We start from the raw sequence: 12,793 nt of genomic DNA on the forward strand, positions 1-12,793 counted from the left end.
CTCATAGATTTTTTATAAAAAATCAAAAGCTTCTTTTATTAAACTTTTGAATGTTTCGCTATCGTATTTTGCTATTTTTCCTTTTTTTATATGTGCAAGGTACTCAATGTTACCATTTCCACCTTTAATTGGTGAGAATGTGATATTTTTAACATATAAGTTATTTGATAAACAATAATCATTAAAATTGTTTAAAACAACTAAGTGAATTTTTTTATCTTTTATTATTCCGCTTTTTCCAATATTACTTTTTCCTGCCTCAAATTGAGGTTTTATTAAAACGACAATATCAGATTTATCACTACTAATTTCGACAATTTTAGGTAAAATAAGTTTTAATGAAATAAAAGAAACATCTACTACTATTATATCGACACTTTCTATGAAAATTTCAGTATCAATATATCTAAAATTAGTATTTTCAATATTTATTACTCGTTTGTCCTCTATAAGCTTGTTATGAAGCTGGTCATGTCCAACATCTACAGCATATACTTTTTTAGCTCCATGTTGCAAGAGGTAGTCTGTAAATCCACCTGTTGAAGCCCCTACATCTATAGCAACAATCTGTGATGTTTGTATTTTGAAATAGTTTAGTGCTTTTTCAAGCTTAGAAGCTCCACGTCCAACATATTTGTTATCATCAACAATACAAATAGAACTTTTACTTGAAACCTTAGTAGAAGGTTTATTACACATAATATTGTCTACATAGGTATGATTATTAATAATTAATTGTTTTGCTTTTTCTCTACTCTCGGTATATCCTTGTGAATAAAGAAATACATCTAATCTTTCTTTATTTTCCATTAAACAATAAACAACCCTTCAGTTTATTAGTAATAATAATTTTGCTAAAACAAAATAGCAATACATATTGTAGCATAATATTTTATAAATATCAATTACTAATTTAATATTTATTAGTAAAAATTAGATTTATTCAAATAGTGAAGTTCTAAAATATTGTATACTATTTCATTTGTAATCATAACTGTTTAATGCTATTCATTTCTATAATGTGCGTTATTTAATATCTTACAAAAGAGTAATTATTATTCAAAGTTAGAATCAATTATTTTAATCTTTTTTTGGGTATCTTCAAGTTTTTCCATACAAAATGAGTAGGCTGACATGCCCATTTCATAACTTTTTAACATTTCATCAATTGATACATCATCAATATCTTCAAGATTTTGTACAATTTGTTTTAATTCTTCAAAAGCAGCTTCAAAGCTGTCATAATTCTGATTATTATTTTTCATCATGTTTTACCTCTTTTACACTTATAGTTCGTGCAGTAATAATAAAATCTTTAAAATTTATATTCAACAAAGTTTTTTCATTAACTTGTGATATATCTTTAATTATATTTCCTATATCATTAGAAACAATAGGTAGTCCTTTTTCTAATTGCTTGTTATAGTTATTATTAATAATCTTTTCACGCATAATATTTAACTGATAGTCTAATTTATTTAATTTAGTTTCCAATTGATTTTTTATAAAATGTTTATAATTTTCAAGTTGATTTTTTTTAGTATATACTTCTTCTAAAGGTAAGTAACTTCTTAGTATATATTTAGAAGATTTAAGTTCTGACGATTTAATATTTATATAATTCTTTGTGCTAGACTTTAAATTATAAATGAGGCTTTCAAGTTTAGTTTGTATATCTTTATATCCCCTGATTATTCTTTCTGCGGCAGCAGTAGGGGTGTGACAATATACATCAGCTACATAATCTATAAGTGTTCGGTCTGATTCATGGCCTATTCCTGTAACTATAGGAATATTTGATTTAAATGCCTCTTCAGCTATATTTATATCATTAAATATATTTAAATCTTCAAAACTTCCCCCACCTCTAGAAATAAGTATAACATCAACAACATTGTCTTCATTAAATTTTTTAATTCCATCTATTATATATTGTTTTGAATTATCTCCCTGTACTAATGCATTATAAATTGTTATTTCTATATTTGCTTTTACGCTTTCAAAAGTTTTAAGTATATCTTTTATTGCAGCACCAGTTTTTGAAGTAATAATTCCTATATTCTCAGGATATAAAGGTAATGGTTTATTTTTCTCAAACATTCCTTTTGCTTTTAATTTACCTTTTAGTAATTCTAAGTCTTGAAGTATTTTACCCATTCCAATTCTTTCAATGCTTTTTACAATTATCTGATACGAACCTCTAGCTTCATAAACAGACAATTCACCATCAATTACTACCTTGTCCCCATTTTTTGATATACTATCAGTATAAAAGCAAACACAATTAATACACGAACTATCATCACAAAGTGTGAAGTACGTGTATCCAGTTTTACTCGTTCTTAAATTTGATATTTCACCTTCAACTCTTAAATTGTTTAGTATGCTATTACTACTCAAATACTTTTTTATAAATTGATTGAGTTGAGATACTTTTATTGGTTTAAGCTTCATCATACCACCTGTCAATTATAGGCAAAAATGCGGTACCAATAGCATTATCAGAAGAGTTTTTAATTGAAGGAAAAATAATTTTAAATTGATTTTCTAATTGTTCTAAAATAATTTTTCTAATTGTACTGTTTGATGCTACCCCACCCGTAACTATAATTGTTTTAAATTCATGTTTGTTTTTTAAATTGTTAATTATATATATAATACATTCTGAAATATATTTAAAAAGAGAATATATTATTGTTTGTTTTTCATATTTATTATTATATAAATTAATGTAATAATTCTCCATACCAGATAAATTAATATATTCGTCTCCGCTAATTCGTGGAGTTTTTATCATTTCAACATTTGTATTATCATCTATAAATTTATCCATATGTTTGCCACATGGAAAAGGAAAATGCATAGTATTTCCAATTCTATCTATTAATTGTCCAAATGTTATGTCTTTACTTCCACCAATTATATCAGCTTTATAACCCGCAGATGATTTACAAACAGATAAAAATTCTGAAGTTCCACCTGAAATGTGAATTGCAAGAATACTATTATTTATCGTTTTATATTGTTCTATCAAAGATGCCCCTATATGGTTCTCTTGATGGGAATATTCAACATAGTTGCAACTTAATGTTTTTGCAATAACTTTACCAAAATTTTGTCCAACTGTAAAAACCGGCATGTAGGAATTTTCTACATTTCTAGGGCGTGAACTAACTGATACTGTATCAACTCTATTTAAGTCTATGTCTATTTCACCAAATATCTCAGGTAGGTTTTTTAAATGTTGAAAAACTGCATCCTGCTGTCTTAAGCCCTTTTGTCCATATGGAACTTGAAGAATTTTTCTCATATCAAAAACAACTTGATCCATTTGTTTATCAATTATTGCTATCGAAGTTGTATAAGCACTTGTATCTATCCCAAGTATATAATTTTTCATTTCTCTATATCTCTTACAACTGTTCCTAAAATTCCATTTATAAATTTATGTGCGTCCTCACTTGAGTACTTTTTGCTTATTTCAACAGCTTCATTTATTGACACACTTGATGGTATAGAATCATCGTAAAGTATTTCAGAAAGAGCAATTCTTAATATAGCAAGATCAACCTTTGCAATTCTAGCAATTTTCCAATCTTTAGAATTCTCTGTCACATGTTCATCTATTGTTTCTAGATTATCAATCATGTCACAAATAGTTTTATTTAAATATTCTAAATCCATTTCTTGTAATTCAAAATGTTCTATATATTGATTAGGTAAAGATTTATTAAAATCCTTATTAACATCCATACAATATGCAATTTTTACAGCTTCTTCTCGTGTTTCTTTTCGTTTCATTTTTCCTCCGTTTATAAATACAGCCAAAAATTATTCACATAGACTAGCATAGATTGACTAAATCGTCAATCTATGCTTAATCTAATATTTGAATTTTATTTAAATCTAATCAATTGATGTTAATTTTCTGTTTCTATTATATCCCTATCCTTATCTTTTTCTTTTTCTGTAACAATATTAAGCACATGTACATTTACACTAGACACAATTAAATCGGTCATAGTCTCTATTTCTTTTTTAACTGTAAATTGCACTTCTTTTGCAACTTCATTTATTTTACAGCCATACTCAACATTGATGAAAATATCTAAGACAACAGTGCTTTCGTTTATTTCGACTTTAATTCCTTTTGAATAATTGTTCTTATTAAATAAATTAGCAATTCCATCTGTCATACCAGTTTTAGCACTGTAAACACCTTTAACTCCATTTGTTGCTATGCCAGCAATTATCATAACAACATCATCTGATATTTTCACTTGACCATTTTCAAAATTTTCATTTTCCATATCTAGCACCTCCTTTTAATAATTATATCAGAGAGTGTAAAATTTTACAAATCAATATTATCAAATTTTACAATTTTAATTTGTGAAGGTTCATAATTAGTTTCAGATACAATTACATCTAATATCTTAATTGCATCAGCTTGTTCAATTGTATCATTTGTAATGACCTTTATGAAATCTGCATCAACAACAGCAATAGACTCATTATAACCCTTTGATTGAAGCATCAATTCTATATCTTTTTCTTTTTCAATGTAATTATTTTTGTTCAATAAGAAGTTCTCAAATTTCTCCTTTGTTGATTCAGATATAAGACTGTTGCTCAAATTTTCTTCTAGTTGATCTACTATATCCAAATTACTTTTTTCTTTTGTTAGTTTAAAGTTTGCAAAACTAATATTTATTTCATTTGTTTGAATTACAGGAACTTCACTATCCTCGATGTTTTCGTTGTTTGCTAAATCAGTTAAATCTGTTATGTCTGTTATATCCCCAAAGATTTCATTATCAGCAACACTTTCATCTTGCACTATTTCGTTTTCATCTGGATTAAATACATCTTTAGGTGCCATACTCATATTGACATAGCCTATAATAAAAATAATTGCTAAAGATGCTACAAATACTAATGTTTCTTTTTTCATAATCATTACATTACCCCCTAATTTGCTTTAATTATTTCAATATCATTAACTTGGATATTGAATAAAGTTTTAACTGAATTCATTAAAATTGTATTTATATTTTTCCCTCCAGAGTAATCAACAACTATGAGTACTCCGGTTATTTCAGGGTATTGATAATATTTTTCAACAACCTGATTATTACTTCCCATTACAACTTGATTTTGCTTAGTATCCCTTTTTACCTCTCTTTTTATTCCATCACTTCCTATTTCAATATTTGTTTCACTAGTTGTATTTTCATCATATACTGGTTCTAGTTTTGGTGTATTTTTTGTATATAGCATTACCTTAACACTATTGATACCATTGATCTGTTTAATCATTTCTTCCATTTTTCTTTCTAATGAATATACGTAATTATCTGTAGATTCAGTGTTTTGTATTGTATTTATTGATGGTGTCGCCTCATCAATTTTACTTGAAAACTTAGAAGTATCTAATTTCAAAATCAAAGATATTACTACCAATAGAATAAAGACGTTTATAGCATAAAACAATTTCTTGTTGCTTTTAAGTATGTTTAAAAAGTTATTTATGCTTTTAAACATAAAGCCCTCCTGTCTTAAGTTATTTCTAATACATCATATGTTTATTTCTACATTACCTGTATCAATTTCAAAAATTTTAGCAATATCACTTTTCAAGTTGTTAATCTCATCATTATCTAAAAATTTATCTACAGTGATAATAGCTTTTATATTTAATTCATCTGTAAAATTAATTACAATATTTTTAATCACATCCTCTCCTTTAAAAATATCATCATTAATTGAATTAATTAGTTTATCATCAATATTTTTTATATTGATTTCTCTTTCGTATGTATATGTATTTTCAGGCATATTATTAATAAATTCATCAAACATAATGCTGCCTTTAAAGAAAATATTGTTTATAATATAAATAATAATAAATATTTTTATAGTTAATTTACAATATTTCTGCGTTTTCCCTTCAGGGAAGATTATCATTATTAAGTTGAACATTAATATAAATATTAAGATGTTTATAATTGTATTTTTCATAGGCTACCCAAAAATGTTATTTAAATAATTTAAAAGAATCGAATAATATACAGTTACAATTACAATTGGAGTTATCATGCATACTAAGTAAATATAAAATATATCAGACATTTCATATATTAATTTAGAAACATTCTCATTTATTGGTTCTATTAAAACTGATGTAACTTTGTACATAATAAAAACTGCAAAAATTTTTATCAGGGATCCCCCAAATGCAGAAAATATAAATACAATTAGTATAATTCCTAAAACATCTTTAATCATGAGCAAGCTTTTAAAAAAGACGCCAAAGAAACTAGTTACAGCACTACCTATAAATGGAATTGACGATGGAGACAAAGCCTTTACAGAACTAATAAAAATATTATCTGTTTTATATAATATATATCCTTGCACGGAAAAATTTATGACAACAATAATTATATATCCACTTAAAATTATTAGAGTCCCCTTTTTTAATAATTTAAAAAGTAGTTTAGCATTTATTAATTTACTCACATTATTTATTAAAACTACTGATATAATTATTACAGTCATGATATCGGTGAAATTATATATAAGCTGTGTTGTAATTCCAATTATATAATTCATATACGTCTGAAAGAATTGCAAAATGCTTAATTTTCCAAATGTAAGCATTGCTGCTAAAAATAATCCATTTATATTCTCTGTAACTGTTCTAAATTTAACAAAATCACTTTTTAACATGTATTTTAAATTATTGACGTCATTTAAAATAATAGTAAAAATAATTATTACAGAAAAAAATGTTACTATATCTGAAACGCTCTGATTATTTATTTCATCTGAGAAGTAATTAATAATGGTTAAAAGCAAGCATATAACCAGAACATTTATACAGGTTTTAAAAATACCTTTAAAAAAATCTTTTTCCATTTGTATTTCATACAGCACATAATCTTTTAAACTAATATCAAGCCTCCCTTTAAAAGCATTTTGAATCAAACTTTTTATATCAATATTTTTGTCACTAAAATATGAATTGTTGTACTTTAAATAATTTTCTAAATCATCTGTTGGGATTTCATCTACAGCTTTATTTATGTAGTCTGTTTCATCTCCAAATACATAATTTAAGTTAAAAAACATGAAAATAATAAATAATACAACAATCTTAGTTTTTACTTCTGTTTTCTTTTTTATTTTCATTTCATCACCCGTTCACGAGCAGCAGAATTTGATCTATGAATATTTTTATTACGTCAAAAGAATAAATTAGAATTATTACTTTTCCTGCCATCTCAATTTTTTTCCCTATTGACTCGTAATTTAAATCTTTGCACAGTAGTGAAATAAAATCACAAATGTAAGCTATGCCTACAATTTTTATAATTATATTGAAATTCTCAATTTTTATATCATATTTATTAAAAATAGTAGTAAACCCTACTAAATTATCTTTTATCTCACCAAATAATATAAATATGACTAAAAGCCCAAATATAACTGTGATGTAAACCTTGAATTCAGGATTAATCTTTGAAATTGTAATGCTTAAAATTATAGTAATTACAGCAATAAATATTATTTTAGTAAGTATCATAGCTATCCCCTTTATCAATATAAGTTGAAAATTGTTTTTACCTCTATAAATAAGTCATTCATCATATTTATGATTAGAGCCATAACAACAATAACTCCTGCTAATGTAATAAACATAGCTTGTTCATCTCTGCCTGTCCTAGATAAAATCTGATTAAACACTGCAACCAATATACCAATTGCACCTACTTTAAAAATAATATCAATATCCATATTCATTCCCTCATGCTCCTCTCTAAATTAAAATTATAGCCATCAGACATCCCAACAAAACAGAAACTTTATTGTATAGTTCTTTTTTCTCTTTGTGACTTTCTTCGTATTCTTCCATTTTTGTTGACATATTACCTATTGTAAAGTTCAACTTTCTGTTTAAAACCTCAGAGTATGTGCTCCCATAATAATCAATTATTTCTACAAAACTTGAGTTAAAATCCATTGGTGTTAGTATGGTTTTTTCTATAAAATTCAATAAGTCTTTTTTATCAGTTTTAACTATACTTTCATTTTTTATTTCATCTGAAAATTTTTGGCATATCATTTTAAGAGATTCGCTTTTATAATTATACTTAAGAACTATCTCATCTAGAGACATTTTCATATCACATGAATAAATCTTTAAATAATCAGCAAAATCAATTAGTTCTTTCATTTTATTTATTTTTTTATCTCCTACATCAACTATATATATAAATATATATCTTACAGAAATAACAGTAAGTAAAAATATAGCAATTTTAAGCCCTATCATCAAAAATCATCCTATTCTTATTAGTATCATAAATTTGTTTAATTTTAGAGGGATATTTACTACTATTTAATATTACAATCCTTTCAAAGAAATTATTTTCTATAATGTCCTTTAAATAAATGTTCCTTTTTATATCTTCAATATCATACCCATGTGCAGTAGTAATAATATTAACCCCACTTTTAAGAGCATATTGTATTATTTCAAAATCGTCTTTAGTACCAAGTTCATCTGAAATTATAACCCTAGGAGATAGTGCTCTAATGCTCATTTCAAAACCTTCCCTCTTCATACAATATGCTAAAATATCAGTTCGTTTACCTACATTCATTTGTGGAATTCCATTATATACTGATGAAATTTCTCCCCTTTCATCCACTATTGTAATATCACAACCATTAAAATTTAATTCTTTAATTCCATCGCTTAAATAACATGCAATATCTCGTATTAAAGTTGTTTTTCCAGATAGCGGAGGGCCAACGATTAGAGTATTATAAACTCTGTCATGATTGCTAATAAAGTATTTTATATATTTTTCTGAACAACCATTAAACTCTCTGGCAATTCTTATGTTTAAAGAAGTAATGTTTTTAAATCCTATGAACTTATCCTTATTATATATACAATCACCACCTAACCCTACTCTATGTCCACCTTCAATTGTTATGTAACCGCTTTGCATTTCTTTTTCAAAAGCATGAATCGAATTTAATGTTAATTTTGCAATTGTTTCATCAATATCACTTTTCTTAATTAAATAATAATCATCTAGTATATCCCTGGATTTTTTATTCACATCAAGAAAATAATTGCCGCAATTATTTTTGACTTCAACAGGGCAGTTTATTCTTAACCTTATTTCAAATGCATTGTCTCTAAAAAAGCTCATGTGGCTTGATACAATACTTTTAGTATTGTTGCACAAAAGCTTTAGTATATTGTTCATTATTATTTCATCTCCCCTTGTTTAAATATCTTGTCCTCTTAATCTATAATATTATGAATATAGAAAAATATGATAAGATTTTTAATCTAATTAATCAGTAAAATAACAATTACTAAAAATAAAATTGATAATTTTATATCAAAGTGAATTATTTTTAGAAAAATGTCTTTACAAATTAAATTCTTATGTTATAATTAAAGAGTAAATTCTTCAGGGCAGGGTGAAATTCCCTACCGGCGGTAATAGTCCGCGAGCCGAAAGGTTGAATTGGTGAAATTCCAATACCGACAGTAAAGTCTGGATGGTAGAAGAGCTTTTACTTAATAAAGCAATTTATTACTCTATCGATATTATGCCTCTGAAGATTTCAGAGGCTATTATTATGTAAATAAAGCTGTACAATGCCTCTCGTAATCTTTAAATAGTGCTAAAGCACAAGGAGGAAAAATGAAAAATGAATTAGTTTTAAAAGAAAGAAGCTATGTTAAAACTTTAACAAAAATTGCTGCTCTATCTGCAGTAGCTGGGGTGCTAATGCTAGTTGAAATGCCATTGTGGTTTGCACCAAATTTTTACAAACTTGATTTAAGTGAAATCCCTGTTTTAATTGGAGCGTTTGCTATGGGTCCTATTGCAGGAATAGTAATTGAATTCATTAAAATACTATTGAATTTTGTATTAAATGGTACTGTTACAGGCGGTGTAGGTGAATTGGCAAACTTTTTAATTGGTTGTTCCTTTATTATTCCAGCAGGATTGATTTACAAGCATCATAAAAGTAGTAAGACTGCTGTTATTGGAATGGCAGTTGGAACACTTACTCTTACTGTAATTGGTGCCATATTAAACTACTATTTGCTGTTACCTGTATATGCCAAAGTATTTGGTATGCCAATTCAAGCATTTATAGATATGGGAAGTGCTTTAAATCCATTAATTATAGATTTAAAAAGTTTTATCTTATATGCTGTAGTGCCTTTTAATATTTTAAAAGGTGTTGTTGTTTCAGCAATTACATTGTTAGTTTACAAAAGAATATCCCCTATTCTTCACAGATAAACCAAGATTTTTATTATAATGACTAAAAAATATATAATTTGGTAAATTTTTAAATTGACATTACTTAAATTTTATTGTATTATGTCTAAGAGTAAATTATACAATCGCATGTAGAAATACATGAGGAAAGTCCGAGCTCCATAGAGCAAAGGTGCTGGATAACACCCAGTGAGGGCAACCTCAAGGATAGTGCAACAGAGAGATACCGCCACTTATAGTGGTAAGGATGGAAAGGTGAGGTAAGAGCTCACCAGCAATTAGGTGACTAATTGGCTATGTAAACCCCACCTGGAGCAAGACCAAGAACGGACCTTGGAGTGGCTGCTCGTCACAGTCCAAATGGTAGGTCGCTAAAGTTTACTGGCAACAGTAAATGTAGATAGATGATTGTTTGATACAGAACTCGGCTTATATGTTTACTTACCAAATAAATACTAAAAAAGCACTCGTCTCGAGTGCTTTTTTAGTATTATTAGTTCAATATTTTAAGATAAATTATCTAATTTTTCTAGCCATAAATTATACGAGGCATCGCTTGGCATTCTCCAATCCCCTCTTGGTGATAGGGATACTGAACCTACTTTTACACCATCTGGCATACAGGAACGTTTGAATTGTTGAGTGAAAAACCTTTTATAAAAATTCTTCAATGTTTTTAAAATCAACTCTTTTGCATATATATCTTTAAATGCTATTTGAGCTAGATAATATATTTTTTCAGGTTCATAACCATTTCTAAGCATATTAAATAAAAAGAAGTCATTTAAGTCATAAGAACCTACCGTTTTTTCTGTAAACTGTTGAATATTTCCGTCCTTATCTGGTGGAAGAAGTTCAGGACTAACTGGTGTATCGCATACATCAAGTAGTGCTTCTTTTATATTACCTGTTGTTACTTCGTCTGCATACCATTTTACTAGATATCTAACTAATGTTTTAGGTATACTTGAATTTACTCCATACATAGACATTTGATCGCCATTATATGTACACCAGCCTAGTGCTAACTCTGATAAATCACCAGTTCCAACTACTATTCCACCCTCTTTATTTGATAAATCCATAAGAATTTGAGTTCTTTCTCTTGCTTGAACATTTTCATATGTTATATCATGGACATTTATATCGTGTCCTATATCTTTGTAGTGTAAAATGCATGCTTCTTTAATTGATATTTCCTTTGTAGTAACACCTAACTCCTTCATTAGTGTTTGAGCATTATTATATGTTCTATCTGTTGTTCCAAAACCAGGCATAGTTACAGCAACTATGTTGCTGAGAGGTTGTTTGAGTTTTTTAAATGCTTCAACAGTTACAATAAGTGCTAATGTGCTGTCTAGCCCTCCTGAAATACCGATTACAGCTTTTTTTGCTCCTATTTTTGATAACCTTTGATATAGCCCAGTTGCTTGTATATTAATAATTTCCTTGCATCTTTTGAATCTTTCTTCTTTATCAGATGGAACAAAAGGTTTTGCATCTATATATCTTTTAAGTTCTATATTTTCATTATATCCTAAATTAATCTCTACATATTGATAATCTCTTTCTTCATTTCTACTCATAAATGAATTGAATTTTATTCTTTCATTTGTAAGCTTTGCTATATCTATATCTGCATATACCATTTCATTTTCTTCAGGAGATCTTTCTTCTTTTAAAATTGATCCATTTTCAGTTATTAATGCATGACCTGAAAAAACAACATCTGTAGTACTTTCTGTTTCCCCTGCTGAAGTATATGCATATGATGTAATACATTTTGCAGATTGTATTCTAACAATATCTCTTCTATAATCAGGCTTACCAATTGTTTCATTACTAGCTGATGGGTTTAGGATTAAATTAGCTCCATATAATGTATGATATGAACTTGGTGGAATGTTTACCCACAAGTCCTCGCACACATCTACTCCAATACATAATTCTGAACGTGTATCTTTAAATAGTAAATTTTCACTAAAAGGGATTTCTTGACCGCATAGATTTATTTTGACACTAACTCTTGAAGTTGATGAAGCAAACCATCTCTTCTCATAAAATTCATTATAGTTTGGAACATATGTCTTTGGAACAATCCCTAAAATATCTCCATTTTGAATTAATACCGCACAATTAAATAATTGATTATCTGCTTTTACAGGCATACCAACTGCAATCAATATATTTAATTCTTTAGTTTCATTTAATAAATAATTCAATGCATCTTCTGAACTTTCTATTAAGGTTTTTTGATTAAATAAGTCTGCACATGTATAGCCTGTAATACATAGTTCTGGAAAAACAATAACTTTAACGTTTTCTAAATAAGCATTTTTTACAATTGATAAGATTTCTTTTACATTATTATTTGTATCGGCAATTTTTATTTTTGGTACAGCAACTGCAACCCTTACATATTCATAAGATTTTTTCATATTGTACTCCTGTTATTTAAGCTTTGACTA

Annotated in this window: 16 protein-coding genes, 1 other RNA gene and 1 riboswitch; of the genes, 2 read left to right on the forward strand and 15 right to left on the reverse strand. The window is 27.3% G+C overall.

Annotated elements, in window-relative coordinates; translation table 11 throughout:
• Positions 1-12: 12 nt before the first annotated feature.
• From J2Z76_RS06250 to spoIIIAA, 14 genes are all read right to left on the reverse strand, one after another.
• Positions 13-810, reverse strand: a complete 798-nt coding sequence (locus J2Z76_RS06250; RefSeq protein ID WP_209511158.1) for a TlyA family RNA methyltransferase — start codon at positions 808-810, stop codon at positions 13-15.
• Positions 811-1,055: 245 nt separating this feature from the next.
• Complete coding sequence (gene xseB, locus J2Z76_RS06255; RefSeq protein ID WP_209511159.1) at positions 1,056-1,265, reverse strand: exodeoxyribonuclease VII small subunit; 210 nt, start codon at positions 1,263-1,265, stop codon at positions 1,056-1,058.
• On the reverse strand, positions 1,255-2,454 hold the full coding sequence (gene xseA / locus J2Z76_RS06260; protein ID WP_209511160.1) for an exodeoxyribonuclease VII large subunit: 1,200 nt from the start codon (positions 2,452-2,454) through the stop codon (positions 1,255-1,257). Before xseA ends, xseB begins: the two co-directional genes overlap by 11 nt.
• Positions 2,444-3,400 carry a Kae1-like domain-containing protein gene (locus tag J2Z76_RS06265; RefSeq protein WP_209511161.1) on the reverse strand — a complete coding sequence of 319 codons (957 nt, stop codon included), beginning with the start codon at positions 3,398-3,400 and terminating at the stop codon, positions 2,444-2,446. The genes xseA and J2Z76_RS06265 overlap by 11 nt, the downstream gene beginning before the upstream one ends.
• Entirely contained in the window at positions 3,397-3,801 is a 405-nt protein-coding gene (gene nusB / locus J2Z76_RS06270) for a transcription antitermination factor NusB (RefSeq protein WP_209511162.1), read from the reverse strand. The genes J2Z76_RS06265 and nusB overlap by 4 nt, the downstream gene beginning before the upstream one ends.
• A 119-nt stretch (positions 3,802-3,920) precedes the next feature.
• A complete protein-coding gene (locus tag J2Z76_RS06275) occupies positions 3,921-4,310 on the reverse strand; it encodes an Asp23/Gls24 family envelope stress response protein (protein ID WP_209511163.1) in 390 nt (129 codons plus the stop codon).
• A 44-nt stretch (positions 4,311-4,354) separates the two neighbouring features.
• Entirely contained in the window at positions 4,355-4,960 is a 606-nt protein-coding gene (locus J2Z76_RS06280; RefSeq protein WP_209511164.1) for a SpoIIIAH-like family protein, read from the reverse strand.
• A gap of 11 nt (positions 4,961-4,971) precedes the next feature.
• Positions 4,972-5,544, reverse strand: a complete 573-nt coding sequence (locus J2Z76_RS06285; protein WP_245210361.1) for a hypothetical protein — start codon at positions 5,542-5,544, stop codon at positions 4,972-4,974.
• 33 nt (positions 5,545-5,577) lie between these two features.
• A complete protein-coding gene (locus J2Z76_RS06290) occupies positions 5,578-5,862 on the reverse strand; it encodes a hypothetical protein (RefSeq protein ID WP_209511165.1) in 285 nt (94 codons plus the stop codon).
• 162 nt (positions 5,863-6,024) lie between these two features.
• Positions 6,025-7,194 (reverse strand): stage III sporulation protein AE, encoded by a 1,170-nt coding sequence (locus tag J2Z76_RS06295; RefSeq protein WP_245210362.1) that lies wholly within the window; start codon positions 7,192-7,194, stop codon positions 6,025-6,027.
• A 4-nt stretch (positions 7,195-7,198) separates the two neighbouring features.
• Positions 7,199-7,588: a SpoIIIAC/SpoIIIAD family protein gene (locus J2Z76_RS06300; protein WP_209511166.1), complete on the reverse strand. Its 390-nt coding sequence runs from the start codon at positions 7,586-7,588 to the stop codon at positions 7,199-7,201.
• 14 nt (positions 7,589-7,602) lie between these two features.
• Positions 7,603-7,800 carry a stage III sporulation protein AC gene (spoIIIAC, locus tag J2Z76_RS06305; RefSeq protein WP_209511388.1) on the reverse strand — a complete coding sequence of 66 codons (198 nt, stop codon included), beginning with the start codon at positions 7,798-7,800 and terminating at the stop codon, positions 7,603-7,605.
• Positions 7,801-7,822: 22 nt separating this feature from the next.
• Positions 7,823-8,338 carry a hypothetical protein gene (locus J2Z76_RS06310; RefSeq protein WP_209511167.1) on the reverse strand — a complete coding sequence of 172 codons (516 nt, stop codon included), beginning with the start codon at positions 8,336-8,338 and terminating at the stop codon, positions 7,823-7,825.
• Complete coding sequence (spoIIIAA, locus tag J2Z76_RS06315) at positions 8,325-9,287, reverse strand: stage III sporulation protein AA (protein WP_209511168.1); 963 nt, start codon at positions 9,285-9,287, stop codon at positions 8,325-8,327. Before spoIIIAA ends, J2Z76_RS06310 begins: the two co-directional genes overlap by 14 nt.
• Positions 9,288-9,489: 202 nt before the next feature.
• Positions 9,490-9,604: riboswitch (FMN riboswitch) on the forward strand.
• 130 nt (positions 9,605-9,734) lie between these two features.
• Here spoIIIAA and J2Z76_RS06320 point away from each other — a divergent pair.
• Both J2Z76_RS06320 and rnpB read left to right on the forward strand, forming a co-directional pair.
• Positions 9,735-10,346, forward strand: a complete 612-nt coding sequence (locus J2Z76_RS06320; RefSeq protein WP_209511169.1) for an ECF transporter S component — start codon at positions 9,735-9,737, stop codon at positions 10,344-10,346.
• Between the two features lie 88 nt (positions 10,347-10,434).
• Positions 10,435-10,773, forward strand: an RNA gene (gene rnpB, locus J2Z76_RS06325) — RNase P RNA component class A.
• 58 nt (positions 10,774-10,831) lie between these two features.
• Here the strand turns inward: rnpB and J2Z76_RS06330 are convergent.
• Positions 10,832-12,763, reverse strand: a complete 1,932-nt coding sequence (locus tag J2Z76_RS06330) for an NAD(+) synthase (protein ID WP_209511170.1) — start codon at positions 12,761-12,763, stop codon at positions 10,832-10,834.
• Positions 12,764-12,793 lie beyond the last annotated feature (30 nt).

The organism is Sedimentibacter acidaminivorans, from assembly GCF_017873955.1.
GTDB lineage: Bacteria > Bacillota > Clostridia > Tissierellales > Sedimentibacteraceae > Sedimentibacter > Sedimentibacter acidaminivorans.